General features: G+C 44.5%; 17 protein-coding genes. All 17 read right to left on the bottom strand.

Translation table 11 applies throughout. The annotated features are described in order from the left end of the window. Positions 1 to 459: 459 nt before the first annotated feature. Entirely contained in the window at positions 460 to 1,716 is a 1,257-nt protein-coding gene (gene nifB, locus AB840_RS13210) for a nitrogenase cofactor biosynthesis protein NifB (RefSeq protein WP_072061852.1), read from the bottom strand. A gap of 286 nt (positions 1,717 to 2,002) precedes the next feature. Then, positions 2,003 to 2,821, bottom strand: coding sequence for a nitrogenase iron protein (gene nifH, locus AB840_RS13205; RefSeq protein WP_048515317.1), 819 nt, complete (start codon positions 2,819 to 2,821; stop codon positions 2,003 to 2,005). A gap of 82 nt (positions 2,822 to 2,903) precedes the next feature. Further along, positions 2,904 to 4,289, bottom strand: coding sequence for a nitrogenase component 1 (locus AB840_RS13200; RefSeq protein WP_048515316.1), 1,386 nt, complete (start codon positions 4,287 to 4,289; stop codon positions 2,904 to 2,906). 29 nt (positions 4,290 to 4,318) lie between these two features. Continuing rightward, positions 4,319 to 4,666: a Fe-only nitrogenase subunit delta gene (anfG, locus tag AB840_RS13195; RefSeq protein ID WP_048515315.1), complete on the bottom strand. Its 348-nt coding sequence runs from the start codon at positions 4,664 to 4,666 to the stop codon at positions 4,319 to 4,321. Positions 4,667 to 4,688: 22 nt separating this feature from the next. Further along, positions 4,689 to 6,269, bottom strand: coding sequence for a nitrogenase iron-iron protein, alpha chain (gene anfD, locus AB840_RS13190; RefSeq protein WP_048515314.1), 1,581 nt, complete (start codon positions 6,267 to 6,269; stop codon positions 4,689 to 4,691). Between the two features lie 582 nt (positions 6,270 to 6,851). Then, entirely contained in the window at positions 6,852 to 7,379 is a 528-nt protein-coding gene (locus AB840_RS13185) for a shikimate kinase (protein WP_048515313.1), read from the bottom strand. Continuing rightward, positions 7,369 to 8,202, bottom strand: a complete 834-nt coding sequence (locus tag AB840_RS13180; RefSeq protein WP_048515312.1) for a shikimate dehydrogenase family protein — start codon at positions 8,200 to 8,202, stop codon at positions 7,369 to 7,371. The genes AB840_RS13185 and AB840_RS13180 overlap by 11 nt, the downstream gene beginning before the upstream one ends. Further along, on the bottom strand, positions 8,165 to 9,058 hold the full coding sequence (gene pheA, locus AB840_RS13175; protein ID WP_048515311.1) for a prephenate dehydratase: 894 nt from the start codon (positions 9,056 to 9,058) through the stop codon (positions 8,165 to 8,167). Before pheA ends, AB840_RS13180 begins: the two co-directional genes overlap by 38 nt. Positions 9,059 to 9,062: 4 nt before the next feature. Further along, positions 9,063 to 10,154, bottom strand: coding sequence for a chorismate synthase (gene aroC, locus AB840_RS13170; RefSeq protein ID WP_048515310.1), 1,092 nt, complete (start codon positions 10,152 to 10,154; stop codon positions 9,063 to 9,065). A 4-nt stretch (positions 10,155 to 10,158) separates the two neighbouring features. Continuing rightward, positions 10,159 to 11,442, bottom strand: coding sequence for a 3-phosphoshikimate 1-carboxyvinyltransferase (aroA, locus tag AB840_RS13165; protein ID WP_048515309.1), 1,284 nt, complete (start codon positions 11,440 to 11,442; stop codon positions 10,159 to 10,161). Further along, the gene (gene aroB / locus AB840_RS13160; RefSeq protein WP_048515308.1) at positions 11,439 to 12,512 is read right to left on the bottom strand and encodes a 3-dehydroquinate synthase; all 1,074 of its coding nucleotides are present in this window, start codon (positions 12,510 to 12,512) and stop codon (positions 11,439 to 11,441) included. Before aroB ends, aroA begins: the two co-directional genes overlap by 4 nt. Next, positions 12,493 to 13,380 carry a prephenate dehydrogenase gene (locus tag AB840_RS13155; RefSeq protein WP_048515307.1) on the bottom strand — a complete coding sequence of 296 codons (888 nt, stop codon included), beginning with the start codon at positions 13,378 to 13,380 and terminating at the stop codon, positions 12,493 to 12,495. Before AB840_RS13155 ends, aroB begins: the two co-directional genes overlap by 20 nt. 27 nt (positions 13,381 to 13,407) lie before the next feature. Beyond that, a complete protein-coding gene (gene aroF, locus AB840_RS13150) occupies positions 13,408 to 14,424 on the bottom strand; it encodes a 3-deoxy-7-phosphoheptulonate synthase (protein ID WP_048515306.1) in 1,017 nt (338 codons plus the stop codon). Between the two features lie 395 nt (positions 14,425 to 14,819). Then, on the bottom strand, positions 14,820 to 15,722 hold the full coding sequence (locus tag AB840_RS13145; protein WP_048515305.1) for a polysaccharide deacetylase family protein: 903 nt from the start codon (positions 15,720 to 15,722) through the stop codon (positions 14,820 to 14,822). Positions 15,723 to 15,734: 12 nt separating this feature from the next. Further along, the gene (gene yqeC, locus AB840_RS13140; protein ID WP_048515304.1) at positions 15,735 to 16,517 is read right to left on the bottom strand and encodes a selenium cofactor biosynthesis protein YqeC; all 783 of its coding nucleotides are present in this window, start codon (positions 16,515 to 16,517) and stop codon (positions 15,735 to 15,737) included. Positions 16,518 to 16,560: 43 nt separating this feature from the next. Further along, positions 16,561 to 17,382, bottom strand: coding sequence for an FAD binding domain-containing protein (locus tag AB840_RS13135; RefSeq protein WP_048515303.1), 822 nt, complete (start codon positions 17,380 to 17,382; stop codon positions 16,561 to 16,563). Positions 17,383 to 17,406: 24 nt separating this feature from the next. Further along, on the bottom strand, positions 17,407 to 18,138 hold the full coding sequence (locus AB840_RS13130) for a suppressor of fused domain protein (protein ID WP_048515302.1): 732 nt from the start codon (positions 18,136 to 18,138) through the stop codon (positions 17,407 to 17,409). Positions 18,139 to 18,494 lie beyond the last annotated feature (356 nt).

Genomic DNA, 18,494 nt, shown 5'->3' with positions numbered 1-18,494 from the left:
CCATGACGGGAGCCGTCATCCACAGCAGGACCGCACAGGACAGGCCGGCGTACCATGCTCGCCGCTGTTTTTTCCATATCGTATGCTTCATGGAATTCCCTCATTTCTGTTTGCTATCTATTTTGATATTAAAAATCATTTTACACTTGTCATTATAGCAAACAAAAAAAATCCTTTCTACTCCATTCGGACACGAAATAATCCATTCCGACATTTATTTTCAAACGCAGAGCTTAACAGCGGCAGTATCTCCATCGTAAAAAACACTGTCTTCTAAAAAGTTGTACTACTTTTCAGGAAACAGTGTTTTTTAACAACCGCTTATTGTATGGATGTATTCTAAATTCGTTTTCATAATTAATTGACATAAAGAAGATACATATGCTTATTTTTACCGTATTCGCCAATCTCCCAACATTTTATCCCATTGTTTCATCCTATTGTTATTATGGGTAACGATTACACCTGAAGCAAAGCTTTTTTTATTCCATTTTCAATATTGTCATATAGCATGATAGAGGTAATTCCTTTTTGTTTTAGTTTTTCTAATGGTACTTCCCCGATCCGCAAAGATAATACGGCTTGGCAATCTTGAATACTGTTAATAATTTTATCTATGCGGTCACCGGCTGTATCACATCCATTTTCAGTATGGCAATATTGCTCAATATTGCGCCGTTCAATAAAATGTACTTCTTTTCCATTACTTTCATAAATATATAATTCCTTTGCTTCCCCAAAATGCTGATCAATCCAAACACCACTCCTCGTAGCCACAGCAACTCGACTACTGCCGTTCTGCGAGGTATGAGGTATACCGCTTTGTATACGGGGGAAATGCGGCTGTTCCCGATAATACTTCATAGAGACATCCTGATCTAATGTCCCGATAGCGTCTGCCCGACATTGCCGGCAATGCATCATCTGTGCTACATAGATTCCGCATTGTTGCCTCATCTTCATAATTTCCCGATTACTTACGAGCGGCAGTTTTTCAAAGGCACTTCCTTCTACAGGAATTAACTGCATAATATTAGTAATAAAAGCGCCCAGTTTTTTTACTGTTTTAACTACAGTCTCAATATGATGATCATTAATACCTTTCAACATGACAATATTAACCTTACAGATCACGCCATGAGTACTCAAGTATTTTAACCCACTCAACTGATTTCCCAGCAAAATTCCGGCCGCACTTTCTCCTTTATATAGTCTGCCCATATAATGTACATACTTATAAATTTGAGCTCCGATTTTAGGATCAACGGCATTAATCGTAATGGTTACATGACTTACGCCCAGTTCGATCAATCGTTGTGCATACACAGGCAGCATCAGGCCATTTGTAGAAAGACAGAAGGTAATATCAGGATCTTTTTTTCGTATCAAGGTCAATACTTTTTCCATGGCTGGAAAATTGGCCAACGCCTCTCCCGGACCGGCGATTCCCACAACAGTCAGATTTTTTATATCTTTTTTTACTTGTTCAAATTTTGCAAACGCTTCGTCTGGAATCAAAACCTTGGTTGTAACACCAGGGCGACTTTCATTAGGACAATCAAATTTCCGTACACAGTAATTGCACTGAATGTTGCACCGCGGAGCCACGGGTAAATGCATTCGAGCATATTTTACGTTTTCCTTGCCACAGGTAAAACACGGATGAGTTTGTGTCCTATCGACTAATGTCAATGGATGATTCAAAAATTTGCTCATTACGTTGTCAGCTCCCATCATTTTTCGTAAATACATATGTATTGTTTATATAATTATACGAACCCGTCTTCTTTGTTCGATATAATACAAGGTAGTTATCATTTTGATTTTATATGTGTGTTTTCTCTAATATTATTATCAAATTTTAAAAAATACCATAATGATTTTTCATAATAGGATACGCATATCATTAAAAATGGCGCTTATGAAAAATCATTATGGATTCCGCTCTACTCATTGTTCTAATCTATTTGATGATATTTCATTTTTTTATAAGACATGCAGGTCATTCCATTAATCCATGTTCCATTAAAATAGTTTCCAAGCGTTCTTGCTTCATGGGTTTCGGAACAACAAACATATCATTACCGTCTATCCGTTTGGCTAACGTCCGGTATTCTTCTGCCTGCTTAGAGTTGGAGTCATGTTCAATAACTGTTTTTCTATGTATTTCGGCTTGCTGCACTTCGATATCCCGAGGCACAAAATAAATCATTTGCGTGCCCAGTTCTTTTGCTACTGCTTCTACCAAATCAGCTTCGCCTTCCACTTTACGGCTGTTGCAAATGAGCCCTCCCAACCGAACGCCGCCAGTTTCTGCATATTTGGAAATACCTTTGCAAATATTATTAGCTGCATATAGCGCCATCATTTCACCGGAACACACAATGTATATTTCCTTGGCTTTTCCTTCCCGGATCGGCATGGCAAATCCCCCACATACGACATCGCCTAAGACGTCATAAAAAACATAGTCCAAATCATCCGTATACGCGCCTAACTGTTCCAGGAGATTGATAGAAGTAATGATCCCCCGGCCGGCACACCCCACACCCGGTTCCGGTCCTCCTGATTCCACACAGCGGATATCTCCATACCCGCTTTTCATGATTTTTTCCAAATCAATATCATCGCCTTCTTCACGCAATGTATCCAGAACCGTCTGTTGCGCCAGGCCTCCTAAAATCAGCCGGCAAGAGTCTGCCTTGGGATCACAGCCGACAATCATAATGTGTTTGCCCATTTGTGCCAAACCTGCATTCAAATTCTGCGTTGTCGTTGACTTGCCAATTCCGCCCTTACCATATATCGCTATCTGTCTCATTGTGTTTTCCTCCTGTTATAAATTTCATGAACTCTACGTGCTACCGTTTTTTCCGATACATTCTATTCCATATTTAGTGTATCTACCACATTCCCAACAGCCATTCCTTATTTTTGGTATATTCCATATCATTAAACCAAACATTCGCCATTCTTTCGGCTAAAACCCGGGCTCCTTCATATCCAACCGTTGCATAGTGATAATATCCGGCTCGGTCATATATGGGAAACCCTACGCGCACAAGTGGAATATGATAATCCATAGCAATAAATCGCCCTTTTGAATGGCCCAGAATTAAATCCAGTTTCAGGCCTTGATTCTGTAACCGGTCTCCCAATTCCCATAAATCGGCATTCATAATGATTTCCATATCATAATCCACATTATTTTGTAATTCTTGTATTCTTGGATCTTTAGGATAGTTTGAATTTTCATCTCCCAAAAGCAATAAAACGGGTTTCATACCTAAATCCAGGCAAAATTCCGCCAATCCTATCACCAGGTCGGGGTTGCCATAAATAGCTACGCGTTTATCAGCTAAAAACATATGCGCCACATCTGTAATCGCATCAATTGCAATTCCCCGTTCTTTAACCAGAGACTTTGGAATGGCTTTTCCTGTGATTTTTTTTACATTTTGCAAAAATACATCTGTATTTCGTATCCCAATAGGAGATGGCCCTATCACTGCCGGAATATGAAATTTACTTTGCAGATATGCGGCCGCTTTACCGCCTTCGTAGCGATTTAGAACAATCGTCGCCGTCGCGCTTCCTGTATTTGCTAAATCTTCTATCGTTGTACTTCCATGCGCTACATAGTTTCCCTCCGGCATTAGCGGCGCATCAAATTCCTCATTATCAAAAATCAGATTGGCCGGCACCTCCATCGCGGCTAATAGATGCTTCAAAACATGTGTATCTCCTGGGTTTTGCCAACCAGTAAATACATTCAATTTGGGAATCATTCCTGATTTAGCAAAATGTTTTATAATTGCTTCTGCGGCCACATCATATCCGGTCACATGACTTCCTTGAAAACTAGGTGTATGTATGGGAATAAGATGTACTTCCCGACCTGCATACTTTTCTTTTAACAGGCCATTATTTAATTTAGCAACCGCCCCGTCAACATCATCACCAATAATTTCCGTCGAGCAGGTCGTTATGATAGGTACTACCTTAACATCTGGATAGCGCATCAAAAGAATATCAACGGCTTGTTCCACACGATGCGTTCCGCCAAAAACCGCACTATCTTCGTGTAAGGATGAAGAAGCAATTTCAAAGCTTTCCTTAAAATGCTGTGAAAACCATAACCGCACAAACATTACGCAGCCCTGCCCGCCATGCACAATGGCAATGCAGTCTTTTATACCGATACTGACATACTGCGCTCCGGCCGGCTGACAAGTAAAAATGGGATTAATAACACCCATACGTTCTTTTTCTTTTAATTCGCAAGGCATAACGATTCACTCCTTATCAATAAAACCGGTCAATAGTTCGGATCTGTTAATTCTTTATTAAGTGATTGGGTAATGAGTTGCGTATCAAGATCTTTTTTTAATGTACTCATCATTAGTTTAATATCCGTAATGTTCATTTTTTTTAACCAGGGAAAGCATTTCCATTCATCAATCAATGACTTGGCTTCGGCCCAATAGCAGCGGTCAGCAGGCGTGTCCATCTTTATTTTTTCGTTGCATAATATTTGGGTCATTTTGCCTATGATATTTTCATTTTGCGCTTTTCTGTCCCAAGTGCGTGAATTAAACTGCCACAAATAATTTTTCATGATATAATTCATAAGCATATTTTCTTTTGATTCTACAGTCATATACATTATATATACCTCCCTTAGATAGTTATCCAATTTCTTCTTTTTTCTTGTTTACTTTTTTTGTCATGGGATATTGAGGATATTTTTTTCCGCGCAGCTTTTTTACGCTGTCATATTCGCCAGTATATTCATGCATTTCTCCAGATTTGATAACGGCTTCATCCAAATTTTTATCTGAAAGCATCTGCCGCGTTACAAATCCCTTATCCTGAGATATTTCATCCTTACTGATATCCACAAAGGACAGTTGGTGTATCGGCGAATATATGGCATTATAAATATCCCGGGCAAAACGAACCCATCCTTCAAACCCTTTATACGGCCCGTTATGATACGCATGGGCGTTGATGTAAGGAACACGTATTTTTTTTGCTACTTCACCCGGACGTTTTCCGGTAGCAATCAAATCCGGTTTCAATTTGGTCATTGCTTCTATCGTTTCAAGTTCGTTCGGATCATCTATGGCTAACGCCCCTGCTTCGCAGCGGGAAATGCCTTTTTCCATATCGCCTTGATGACCAAACTTAGTGTAGACAGACACCACTTCAAGCCCTAATTCATCATGAACCACATGCGCCCAATGCCATAATTTGGAACCTCCCGGCCACAAGCATATTTTTTTTCCTTTCAATCTTGCGACATACCAGTCTAATTCCGGTTGCCACCGCTTTGTTTCTTCCTCAATAATGGCTTCCGCCCGATCTTCAATACCAAAAAAGAGGCCTATTTTACGTAAGGAGGTAGCCATTGGTTTGAATCCAAAACCATCAATATCCATACGCGGGATACCGTACCGTTTACGTAAAACATTACATATGTATTCTGCTGATCGGGCACATTCAAGAATATTTAACTGCGCGCGGTGCATAGCTCGCAAATCATCATAAGAGCCATTTCCCGTAAAGGTCGATAATACTTGTATACCCATTCTTTTGAAATAATCCTGCATTACTTCCTGATCACCTTGGATATTATATTCACCTATATAATTAATAACATAATCGCTGGTAATTTCAGGCTCTACCTGACCGACTTTAGTATCAACCCATTCTATGTTGATAACATGATGCCCGGCCGATTGGCTGGGGCCTGCAAATCCGGGAGAATGGCAGCAAAAAATATCAACATCAGGCATTTCATTCATGATCTCCTTGGCAACCGCATCAATATCATCTCCAATCAATGCCGAGGCACAGGCTTGATAAATTGTCATTCTTTTGATATTGGGGAATGCCCGAAAAGATTCTTTGATGGTTTCTTTTAATTCTTTTTTAGCTCCAAAAATAATATGTTTTTCTTTCATTCCCGTAGCAAATGTATATTTTATTTGAAAATCATCATTATCACTGATATACCGTTTGGTCTGCCAGGTGTCATATGGGCAGCCAATAGGCCCATGACTTAAATGTATGACATCCTTCATAGGTGTGCCAATGACATGTTTGGCCCCGCAATATGCACATCCGCGTTCAGATAGGGTCCCTGGAATTGTTTTCAAATATCCTAAGGGCAATGCATCTGTTAAATTTTCGTTTGGCTCTTTGTCAACTGCATGATGCAATCTTTCAGAAATACATTTACTGCAGTCAAATTGATGATATGGCATAATTTATTTCCCTCCCTGCATATTTTGCGGCAAATTCATGATGATTACATGTAGAATAGAATACATGTAATCATCATTTCGAACTCTTGAAAATATTCCCTGCTTTTGTTATACTAAAAATGAGCATATCAAATAAACCCTTTAACAACGGAATAAGAGATTGCTCACGCTCTATGAATATTGCCGTATTCATAGAGCTTTTTTATATCCTATTTTTTCATCATATATCATCTCCTTTAAAATAAAAAGAAAACAACGCACTTCCATTATTGCAGAATCTACATGCATGAAAGCCACGTTGTTTTCTTTTCATTTTTATGTTGAGAAGATTTTAGCATTTATTTTTTCATAAGTCAATAATAAATATTTTTATTTTTTAATTTTTATTCCTTAATATTTTAAAAAGTTAACGTTGTATTTATTATCACTAATTTTCTGAATGATAAACGATTTTAATACGTCATTTACTAAAACTTCTACACTCCCCACTATTTTAATAAAAAAGACAGATAAATTTTTCTTTTCGATACCAGTGATATAAAAACAACCATGCCGTTATCATCCCGAACATTTTCAATTTACTTATTCCGCCCCATTTTCCAATGATTTAAAATAGTTGCCAATCAAATTTTTCATATCCTCCAACACATCTTCAATAGCACGGTTATTGGAAACAATAACATCCGCGGCCATCCTGTATGCTTCGATCCGTTCTTGATACAGGTCATAGATCTTTTGCCTGCCGTCCTTCAACAGCGGGCGGGTAGAAACATCTACATCCGTTACAATATCATCAGGAGATCGATCAATGAAAATAATTGTCCCCGTTTTTTTGAAGATATCTATATTGACCGGTCGTTTGATAACACCGCCGCCGCAGGCAACAACAATATTTTCCCGTGCAGCCAAAGCCTGGCTGGATCGTGTTTCGGCATCACGAAAACAGTCTTCACTAACAGCAAATAACTCTTTAATCGTTTTCCCTTCCTGGTCTACGATAAAATCATCCGCATCTATAAAAGTCTTATGCAGACGCTGTGCCAGTGCTTTTCCAAAGGTTGTTTTACCGCTTCCGGGCATACCGATAATAATAATATTCTTAGTATTCATAGCGCATTTCCATCTCCTTGGCAATTTTTTCAATGATTGAGGCTTCAATTTGTCTGCTCAGCCAAATTTCTTCTGAGCCGACAGCTTGAGCCACAAGCATATACATGCCATTGAGAGTAACGGCACGATGTCGTTTAGCATACTGTAAAATAAGCGTATCCTTGGGATTATAGATCAAATCAACAACTGCCGGATACTGCGCTACCATTTGTTCTGTAACTGGCGCCTCACCGGTTGCTGGATACATACCTACCGGTGTACAGTTGATTAGTATATCCGTTCTTTTACAAAACGCTAGTCTGTCGTATCCGATAACTTCGGCGCCTACCGACTTGGAAAACAGTTCAAATTCAGGTTTGGAATGGGGCTGGCGGGAGACAACAGTAACCGCAGCCGCGCCGCTGTCCGCCAGATATTGTATAACAGCCCGGGCCGCGCCGCCTGTACCGAGAACCACAGTATGCGTTCCCCGAACGTCAATGCCAGCATGCTGCAGAGAACGTCCAAAACCGCTGTAATCGGTATTGTAGCCAAAGCAGCCTTTATCTGTTATGTGAATTGTATTGACAGCGCCGATTGTCCGTGCCTCCCGAGACATATCCGTTAGAAACGGCATGACGTCCAATTTATAGGGAATAGTCACATTCATTCCGGTGTAGTGCTCTCTATTAAGCCGTTTCAATTCATTGGGAATATCATTGCGGTCCATTTCCAATAACCCATATTCATGCTGTCCCTTCAGATTCAGTATGTCAAATAATTTTTCGTGTATTGCCGGTGAACAGCTATGGCCCAACGTTCCTCCTATCAGTCCTAATTTCATCAGTAGTCCCCCCTGTATCTGCCGGATAATTTCCCAGTATTTTAAAATAGTTGCAGTTGCCGGCCAGCTCATCCAAGGTTTTGACAACACCCGGATCGTCCAAGCTTCCTATCACGTCAATGTGAAAGAAATATTCAAAAGGCCGTCCCTTGATAGGTCTCGATTCCAAATGCGTCATATTCATTCCCGCATAAAAGAAATATCCCAATACGTGATATAACGCGCCTGGCCTATGCCGCACCGTAAGAACCAGTGTAATCTTATTGTTGCCGTCTCGTTTTTCCGTATGTAAGGCAACGATGACGAACCGGGTAAAATTTGTCGTGTTATCATTGATATGCGGCACCAATACTTGCAGATGATAAAGCTCTGCCGATATGGCATTGCCAATGGCCGCAGCGTCATGCCCCCCCTCACGCTGCACCCGTTCCGCACTTTGCGAAGTGCTGAAATACGGCTGCAGCTGCCAATCCGGATGTGCTTTGAGGAAATCCCGGCACTGCGCCAGTCCCTGCGGATGTGAATAGACGGTCCGTATATCCTTGAGCGTGGTTCCGGGAAGCGCCAGCAAATGATGCTCGATCCTGACATATTGTTCCCCCACAATCCGGCAGTCATACCGGTGAATCAGGTCATAGACCTCTGTAATACCTCCTGTCGATGAGTTTTCAATAGGCAGCACACCATATCGAACCACACCTGCGGAAACAGCTTGTACGACATCTTCAAAATGATCATAATAAATAGGTTTAATATGTTTTTCTGCAAAGCTTTCCTTCATTGCCTGATCGCTATAGGAACCCGGATTTCCGAAGCAGCCCACAGTGATATCGTAATCGCGGCCAGTATTCGGCATGGCGTTACCTCCCTTGCGGCGTGGTAAGAATCAAATCCAGCAATGTCCACGCGGCGGCAGCTTCAATAACCGGAACAGCCCGCTGCACAATACATGGATCATGGCGTCCCTGGATTTCCAATATACAATTTTCTCCGGTATCCGTATCTATCGTTTCCTGCCGACGGCTGATAGAGGCTGTAGGCTTGATGACTGTACGGAAGACCACAGGCATGCCGTTAGTAATGCCGCCATTGATCCCACCGTTATGATTCGTCCGGGTTTTAACAACCGGTCCATCGTAATAAAAGGAGTCGTTGGCTTGTGAACCACGCATACCTGCCAAAGCAAAGCCATCGCCGAATTCAATGCCTTTGACTGCCGGGATGGAAAACATCATATGACTGAGCCGGCTTTCAACTGAATCAAAGAAAGGATTACCCACACCGGCAGGCAGGCCTATAGCCATGCATTCAATAACACCGCCTACCGAATCAAGCTGGCCTTTGGCTTCCAAAATGTACTGCTCCATAGCTGCCGCCTTCTCTATTTCCAATACAGGAAGAGTTTCTTCTTTCAGCTGACGAAGGCGTTGTTCTGTTTCACCTGTCGGATCAAAGAATTGATCCTGTACCGAACCGATTTGCAGAATATGGGCACCTACAGTTACACCGCGCTGCGACAGCAGCTGAGAAGCAATGGCTCCTGCAAAAACCACAGGTGCCGTAAGGCGTCCGGAAAAATGGCCGCCGCCGCGAAAATCCTGAAAACCGCCGTATCGGACTTTTCCAGTGTAATCTGCATGCCCCGGCCGCATAACATGCCGGAGATGGTCATAATCCCGAGAATGATGATCACTGTTTTTAATAATGGCACATAAGGGTGTTCCCGTTGTATATCCATTGAAAAAACCGCTTTGAATTTCAAAGGCATCTGCTTCAGCGCGGGCCGTCGATAATGCGCTGCGTCCCGGTGCCCGGCGTTCCATTTCCCGCCGCACCTGATCCCAGTCTATCACTTCACCTGCCGGTAATCCGTCCAGAACGGCACCAACGGAAGCGCCGTGTGATTCACCGAATAAGGTAATCGTGATCGTTTGTCCCATTATATTGCTCATGATATTATCCTTCCTGTCTGCATATGCCACCAAGTTTTTTAAAATCCTGCCAGAAATCCGGATAGGATTTACGGACACATTCGGCCCCTTCGATAACCAGATTACCGGTACAGCGCTGCGAGGCCACCGCCAAAGCCATCGCAATCCGATGATCGTTCCAGCCGCTGACACGGCCGCCGCTAAGCTGATGGACACCGTGAATAACAAGTCCCTCCGGCTCTTCCTGAATAGCGGCACCAATAGCATTGAGTTCTGCCGCAATGGCATGAAGACGATCGCATTCCTTGAACCGGACCCGGCCGGCATGAATAATATGCGTCATCCCTGTGCTGAAGGTCGCCAATACCGCCAGAATAGGGACGAGATCGGGACAATCTTCTACATCAATCGTACGGCCCCGCAGCTGTGACGGAAAGGCGTGAACCGCTTCTGTATCGTCGATACGGCCCCCCATATCCCGGATAAGAGAGAGAATGACCTCATCACCTTGCAATGAGTTTCTGCGCAGGCCAGTGCAGCGAATATACTTTCCCAGCATACCTGCCGCCAGCCAGAAAGCCGCCTGTGAATAATCTCCTTCGACAGTATACCGCCCCGGCCGGTATTGCTGATGTCCCTGAATGTGGTAGGAGCCGTCCCGTTCTTTATCAATAAATACACCGTGCTGCTGCAGGCAGGACAGGGTCATATCCACATAGCTTGCCGATTCCAGCGGGGTCGTACTGCACAGCAAGGAATCTCCATGAATAAGCGGCAGTGTCAGAAGCAGTCCCGTAAAAAACTGAGAGCTTACATCACCGGGCAGCGCATATCGCCCCGGTGTAAGATCGCCGCATACGGTCAGCGGCAGGGAACGGCCTGTTGTTTGATAATGGATATCTCTTTGCCGGAAGATACCGTAATACGGCTCCAGCGGACGCTGGGCCAATCGGCCCCGGCCTTGAAAGGTAATCGTATTACCGCTCAATATCCCCACGGGAATAAGAAATCTCAAGGTCGATCCCGACTCACTGCAATCTGCCCGCAGCGGCAGATTTCTTTTATGCAGCCCCCCTTGAATACGATAAGCCGCGCGGCCCGGCTGATCTGAGCTTATTTTTTCTATTACGGCTCCCAGCGTACATAGAATACGGCAGGTCGCTTCAATATCCTGAGACGGCGAGATATTTTCGACGATACTTTCCCCTTCAGCCAGAGCCGCACAAATCAAATCTCGATGACCGATACTTTTGGACGACGGAACCTGTACCGTTCCGTGTAATGCGTTCGGACTAAGGACTACGTTCATATGAATTCTCGCTTTCGTATGTAATGTGGTATATCTTCACCAGCAACAGGCAGCAATTCACATACACCTATTTTCTTCAATATAATAAAAGTCAGGCGGCTGCCTCTTTTTTTCTTGTCATGCCCAATATATGGCAGCAAATCCGATGCGGATGCCCGTACTGCTGCTGGCAGGCTATATCGTTTCAAAAGACGGATGATCCGTTCAGCCGTACCGATCTGCGTCAGTCCCATGGCTTCTGTCCTGCAGGTCAGCATCGCCATCCCGACAGCAACACCTTCACCGTGCGTATAACAACCATAGCTGTAATACCGTTCCACGGCATGCCCGATGGTGTGTCCAAAATTGAGAATCATCCGTTCTCCCAGGTCAAATACATCCCGTTCTACAATAGCGGCCTTGATAGCGCAGCATCGTCCGATAATCTCTTCCCAATATGCCGGCAAAGAATTATCATCCACTGTTTCCAGCAGTTCAAATAAGCTCCGGTCACGGATACATCCATATTTGATCACTTCTCCCATACCGTCATGGATAAATCGGATTGGCAGTGTTTGCAGCAATTCCGGATCGATGAATACGGCTTTAGGTTGATAAAAGCTGCCGGCCTGATTTTTGCCGCTCGGCAAATCCACCGCGACCTTACCGCCGACACTGCTGTCCACCTGGGCAATAATCGTCGTGGGAATTTGAATAAAGGGGATGCCTCTCAGATACGTAGCCGCAGCAAAACCTCCCAAATCTCCGGTCACACCGCCGCCGAAGGTAATCACGGCATCACTGCGGGTCAGACCGGCATCGGCCATTCCTTGATACAGGTTGGCCAGCATTCTGAGTGATTTACTGGATTCTCCAGCAGGAAATACCATACGCCGTACCGTAAATCCGTTTTCCTGCAGCGAGCGTTCCAGCCGGCCGCCGTATAATCCATCAACCGTATCGTCGCTGATCACAGCAAGAGTACGGGCCTGTATTACCTTGCGCAGCGCCGCTCCGACATGATCCAGCAGGCCTTTTTCTATTTGTATATCATACGAATCTTTTCCTAAATTAACGTGAATTTGTTTCATGAACAAGTTCCCTTCTTCGCTTAGCCGCTTGCTGCAAAAAATGGGTCATCCCCGGTCTATCTTCTGTTTCCAGCAGGCTGGTAAATTCTTGTAAAGAGGTCGTAAAACGGTCTATTTCATACAAAAGATTTTCCTTATTGGCTAAAAACAATTGTGTCCATAGCGGCGCATTGATATCGGCAACACGGGTTCCGTCGCGAAAACTGCCGGCAACGAAAAATTTGACTGCCGGATTCATAGCCTCGCTGTTGACCAAAGCAGTTGCCAGAACATGGGGCAGGCTGCTCGTATAGGCAATAAATCGGTCATGTTCTTCCGGCGTGACGCTGACAACATGCGCGCATCCCAGTTTTCGGGCCATAGACGTTATCGTGTGTATATGCTGTTTCTTGTTTTCCCGGCAGGGTACAATAATATAATTAGCACCGTAGAAAATTTCGGCGGCTGCCATTCCATACCCTCGCCCTTCCCGTCCGGCCATAGGGTGGCAGGGAACGAAATCCATCGTATCTGTCAGCAAAGACCGTATAATCCGAGCTGTATCACCCTTGATGCCTGCCACATCCGTCAAAAGTACGTCGGACTTAAAGAAGAGCGTATTATCACGGACAAATTGGATCATCGCATGGGTATCGGTACAAAAGATAAGCATATCTGCCATTCCCAGTGCCCGGCAGCCTGCAGTATATCCCTCGTCAATCACGCCGTCTGCTTTAGCCTGCCGCAGCGCTGCCGCATCTGTATCTATAGCAATAATTCGTCCGGCACCGATGCGTCGAAGGCCTTTGGCATAAGACCCTCCGATCAATCCCAGACCGATAATACCGATCGTCTGCGTTGCAAAAAAACCGCTGTCTGAATCTTCCATCGTATACCTCCTGTAGTCTTTTTGTTTTTACAGCTCTCGTCCTACTACCGGCGCAATCTGGCGAAGCGAATCCATCAAACCGGCAAACATTTTCGGTGTAATGGACTGCGCACCGTCGCACCATGCATGTTCGGGATCGTTATGCACTTCTACCATGACGCCGTCTGCCCCAGCGGCTATAGCCGCTTTGGACAGCGCCTCTACCATCCAGCGTTTGCCCGTTGCGTGACTGGGATCGACAACAACCGGCAAGTGGCTTTTATGCTTAACCGCCAAAATTGCGCTCAGATCCAGCGTATTTCTCGTGTAATTTTCGAAGGTGCGGATACCTCGTTCACAAAGGATTACGTTGTGATTGCCACCGGCCATAATATACTCGGCCGACATAAGCCATTCTTCGATCGTAGCACATAATCCCCGTTTCAGCAGGATTGGCTTGCGCGTTTTGCCAACGGCCTTGAGCAGATCAAAGTTCTGCATATTGCGGGCGCCGATCTGGATAATATCGACATGATCATGAAGGAATAAATCAATTTTATCTGCTGACATTATTTCCGTTACGACAGGCAGATGGGCTTTCTTACCAGCTTCGCACAACATATCCAATCCTTGGTCGCGAAGACCCTGGAAGGAATAGGGAGAGGTACGAGGTTTAAATGCACCGCCGCGCAGCATCGTCGCACCCGCGGCCTTGACATCACGGGCAACTCCCTCGATCTGATCCGGCGTTTCGATGGAGCAGGGGCCGGCAATAACTGCCAGTTTCTTACCGCCTATGGGAATACCGTTTACGCTGACAACGGTATCTTCGGGATGAAAAGCGCGACTGACACGTTTATACGGTTCCTCCACACGAATAACCTTATCTACATAATCAGATCCCTGAATCTGATCCCGATCAATAACGGATGTATCACCGACTAATCCCAAAACAGTCTTGCGCGCTCCCTTGCTAATGTCGATCTGCAGGCCCTTGGACTTGATAGAGACAGTCAGTTTATCAATGAACTCCTGCGGTGCATCCGGCTTTAATACGATAATCATAATACAGCTCCTCTCTTTTTCCACAAAAAAAAGCAGGCTCTCATGAGCCTGCTCCTGTTATTCCAGTCACAATATATTGCAATGCCTTTTTGCCTCTCCTTACGTATGAAGCAGTCCGGGCCGCCGAAGTAATCTCATGGGGATGTCTTGCCTATTGAATTTGTCGTAGCAAAAATAGCCAGCGCTAAAATAAAAATAGCCCCAGCTAAAGTATGTAAAGACATATTCAATTGCATTCCATAACAGTGAGATGTTCTTCATTTTGGATATTCTCCCTATGCAATATTAAAAAATTTGTTGTCGTTATTGTATACCCAAACAAATTGAATTGTCAAGAAAAAAATAAATAAATCCTGTACAACGGCAGAAAAAGCAATGGTTTGCATACAATGTTTTTACCATGATGGCGGAATAGCCGTCGTAACAACACGAAAGGTATATCCCTGATCCTTTAACAATTTAATAATATCAGGAAGTGCCTGTACGGTAGCTTCATGCCCAGCAGCATCATGCATCAATATGACCAAATGTGTATTTAAATACGGTCTGATAACCAGCTGGCGGCGAAGGTTTTCTACTTCCTTGGACGCTGTCTTTCCTGTACCATCTGCGTCTCCTGTCAGTGCATTCCAGCCGACTTCAATATAGCCAATATCATTGATTGCTTTCCAAAATGCCGGTGTGAAATGACCGGAGGTACCGCCCGGTGCCCGTGAAATGACCGGCCGGACATGAATAATATCATAAATCAGCTGTTCGGTCTGCAGCAATTCTCCGGTATAAGCCTGCGGCGATGTATATATTTTTTTATAATCATGACTGTACGAATGAATGCCGATGGCATTTCCCGATTGATAAATCTGCCGGACCACTTCCGGATACTGCTTCACATTTCGTCCAACCAGAAAAAACGTCGCATGGATATGCTCCTTGCGGAGAATATCCAGTATTTTCGTTGTATTTGCCTGATTCGGTCCATCGTCAAAAGTTAAATATGCGACGTGATTCTGGTAAAAATATTCACGTGTTTTACCGTATGTCAGCGGCAGGCCCTTTTCCTGCCGTTGTTTTATCGTATATTTATCATACACGGGTTTATCATTATCTATTGCCGGCAGAGAAAAATCATCGCCAATATAAGCCACATCCGGACGGCTTTTGGTAATGCTGCCAGCCAGCGTTTTTATACGGCTGTTTACGCTTTCCACCGGTAAATCACCTTTGTGCAAAGCCAGACCGGCAGCCACTAATATACAGACAAGAACCAGCCCTGCTATTACCTTATATTTTACGTTCATTACAGCCTCTAACTACTTCTTTCTTGGATTACCATACGCAATATACTGTCGGATAGTGCATGATTCCCGATAGCCGTCAGCCAATACGCTGACAGATAGATCCAGATCCTCCAAATCATCTAGCAGAGCTTCTGTCATCCGATGCTGTACGGAATTATACCCAGTGCAGAACAAAACCCGGGTACAGCGTACACCACGGAACATGCCACGGGGATGCTTAATCAGTTTCGCCAGCAAGGCCGGCGTCACAACCGCGCCAGGAGCCCGTCCCATAATGGCTGTCGCCGTTTCCAGACCCTCTACTTTTTCCTCTGACAGGACATTGCCGAGCATCTGCAGATTGAGAACCCCAATGACGGTATCACAGTTTTCCGGGAGCGGCACATCGTTCGGCAGCGGCGCTTTCAGCCATTTATGCCTGGCCCCATCTCCCTCGATAAGGATATACCATGCCGGATGGCGTTCCTTGATCTTTTCAATAATTTTCGGTGACAAGCCTATATAGCGGTCTTCCCCATCAAGGCGTTTAAACCAGGCAGGCACATGGCCGGCAGCGATACGATCTGCGCAAAATGTCTCGCCCTTTTCAAAATCCTCCGTACAAATAACGTCAAAAGGCTCTACATTATCCACACGTGCGCTGTCCATGGGCACCGTGCTGCTGACCATAATAGGCAGATTGCCGCTGTGACCATATTTTCCCAGCCGTTCCAGCACCGTCGTCTTGCCACCGGCACCGACAATAGCCGTAATGCCAGGTTTGAGCAGACGGCGCCACCGATTATCTTGAAACATATCATTCCCTCCTAATTGTAAAACCCAATATATATGTCATATGTCATTTTTTTATTGCATTCTGCAGCTGCCGGCTGTATCCTTTCCATGCTGCTTTGATCAACGTCCGAACCATCTCCACTGTCAACTGCCGGCGTTCTTGCTCGGAACAGGTTCCAAAATTGGCAAAATCCAATTCTTCACTCGCCAGATGAGCTACATTTTCCCGAACTGCCATTCCCTTCTCCGTTAATTCAGCACTGGCAGTTTCAGCTATAGCAGCCAGACCGGGACGGCCTCCAACAACGATACGCCAGGATGTTTCCAGCATGGCGACGGCACCAGTCAGGTACGGCTCATCTGTTGGCAGCGAGCGGTATGCCATGTACGCTGTATACACGGTTTCCCTGGCAATCACTACCTGCGTAATCATTTCTCTCATGGGCGGGCACGACAGATAATCTTTTAAATTCATGCGCCCCTTATCCTGAAGAACGACATCCACACGCAGAGATAACAATACGGGCAGTAAAACCGAAAACCGTTCTTTTACTGCCACCAGTCCCCCCATTGTCCCATGCTGTTTGACTGCCCTATCCGGCGCCTCGCCAATGCAGCGGCAAATAGCGCCGCCAGCAAGAGATGAAACAACAGGTGAAGATTTCAGTTCAGCCATTGTCGTCATGGCGCCTATGGCTACTTCATCTCCTAAATCCATAATATAATTCAGACCGGCCTTCGATAGGTCAACGGTCAAGTCATAATGATCTTTTTTATATTTTAGTCCCTGTGCACCGGCCATAAACACGGCCGAACCAGCGTTTCGATAAGCATGATAGGCATCGGCCGGACTCTCAGGGGCTATAACAGCATCACTGGTAATCAACGCGCTTTCATACTCCTCTCAATCCTATAATATTTTTTTTGATATGATCCTGCGGGCCACATTGACACGATTAATATCCAACAGGAAGGAACCGCCATTGTGATCCAATATTTTTTCCACCAGCTCATCAATACCGATTTCATCAACGAGCTCCATTTCCTCTTTATAGATCAGTATAGGCATAAGCAGTTCAATATTCGTCCCGTCTTCCATCTGCAGTTCACCCAGATCTCCTTCAAACTGAACAATAATGACACCTGACAGATCCGTGGTCGGAGAAAAAGGCTCACAGGCCTCTGTATTTGGCAAGGCAAAGCCATAGGACATCCAGATCTGATGCATATGCGGAAACCGCCCTAATTCCATAAGAAGCCATATTGGCCAAGCTTGGGAATCATCCAGAGAAATATTTCGTTTCTTGCCAAACGGCCAGTCTGCCGGTAAGATCATGCACAGCTCACTATACGTTTCCTTGCCCCGGGGAAGCTCTCCTGCCGGATAATGCATCGGTACAGCACTCATACCAATTGTATGGAGCAAATAAAAAGGTTCTTCTATCGTAGGATATAACATTTCCACATCAACAGGAAGAGGATTGCCAATACTATCTGAAAAAACTTTCCACTCACGGTGAGGAAACAGATTCCGGAAGTACGATTGTACCTGCGGTCCGTAGCCACGATGAATAAGGGGAATCCTTTTTGTATCCGTCATCGCAAAAAAACGTCTCTGACCTTTATGTATACCAATACTCATCGTATCCCTCCTCACTTATATTTCATCCATATTATAGCATAAATAGCGTATATATGTATTTACGTTTCTTTCTTTTATTGATAAAATATGGTGAACATTATATAACAAAAAGCTATCTGGTAATATGTCAAGACCTTAAAAGAAAGATTTGAAGAAGAAATCCAGAAAAAAGGGTACACTTAACAAACCTTTCCCTCAATCTCAAAAAAAGAGAAAGTATGTTCGCTTCGTATTAAGCTTGGTCTACTCTGTTGGAAGAGTAGAGCTGATGCTTGGCCAGCAATCCAAATATCAGTCTGACTAACTTACGAGCGGTGAGCGCGAGTGCCCGTTTGTGCTGATGTGTTTTCACTTCA

The organism is Megasphaera cerevisiae DSM 20462 (genome assembly GCF_001045675.1).
GTDB lineage: Bacteria > Bacillota > Negativicutes > Veillonellales > Megasphaeraceae > Megasphaera > Megasphaera cerevisiae.
Note: the sequence above shows the minus strand (reverse complement) of the source record. Positions and strands in the feature narration are given on the sequence as shown.

Bases quoted from the DNA above. Each gene is read 5' to 3' on its own strand.
- aroF (WP_048515306.1), bottom strand. From the start codon at position 14,424: ATGATTATCGTATTAAAGCCGGATGCACCGCAGGAGTTCATTGATAAA.
- AB840_RS13145 (WP_048515305.1), bottom strand. From the start codon at position 15,722: ATGAACGTAAAATATAAGGTAATAGCAGGGCTGGTTCTTGTCTGTATA.
- AB840_RS13200 (WP_048515316.1), bottom strand. From the start codon at position 4,289: ATGCCTTGCGAATTAAAAGAAAAAGAACGTATGGGTGTTATTAATCCC.
- AB840_RS13180 (WP_048515312.1), bottom strand. From the start codon at position 8,202: ATGAAATTAGGACTGATAGGAGGAACGTTGGGCCATAGCTGTTCACCG.
- nifH (WP_048515317.1), bottom strand. From the start codon at position 2,821: ATGAGACAGATAGCGATATATGGTAAGGGCGGAATTGGCAAGTCAACG.
- aroB (WP_048515308.1), bottom strand. From the start codon at position 12,512: ATGAAACAAATTCACGTTAATTTAGGAAAAGATTCGTATGATATACAA.
- aroC (WP_048515310.1), bottom strand. From the start codon at position 10,154: ATGAGCAATATAATGGGACAAACGATCACGATTACCTTATTCGGTGAA.
- AB840_RS13155 (WP_048515307.1), bottom strand. From the start codon at position 13,380: ATGGAAGATTCAGACAGCGGTTTTTTTGCAACGCAGACGATCGGTATT.
- anfG (WP_048515315.1), bottom strand. From the start codon at position 4,666: ATGTATATGACTGTAGAATCAAAAGAAAATATGCTTATGAATTATATC.
- aroA (WP_048515309.1), bottom strand. From the start codon at position 11,442: ATGAACGTAGTCCTTAGTCCGAACGCATTACACGGAACGGTACAGGTT.
- AB840_RS13185 (WP_048515313.1), bottom strand. From the start codon at position 7,379: ATGAATACTAAGAATATTATTATTATCGGTATGCCCGGAAGCGGTAAA.
- anfD (WP_048515314.1), bottom strand. From the start codon at position 6,269: ATGCCATATCATCAATTTGACTGCAGTAAATGTATTTCTGAAAGATTG.
- yqeC (WP_048515304.1), bottom strand. From the start codon at position 16,517: ATGTTTCAAGATAATCGGTGGCGCCGTCTGCTCAAACCTGGCATTACG.
- nifB (WP_072061852.1), bottom strand. From the start codon at position 1,716: ATGAGCAAATTTTTGAATCATCCATTGACATTAGTCGATAGGACACAA.
- AB840_RS13130 (WP_048515302.1), bottom strand. From the start codon at position 18,138: ATGAGTATTGGTATACATAAAGGTCAGAGACGTTTTTTTGCGATGACG.
- pheA (WP_048515311.1), bottom strand. From the start codon at position 9,058: ATGCCGAATACTGGCCGCGATTACGATATCACTGTGGGCTGCTTCGGA.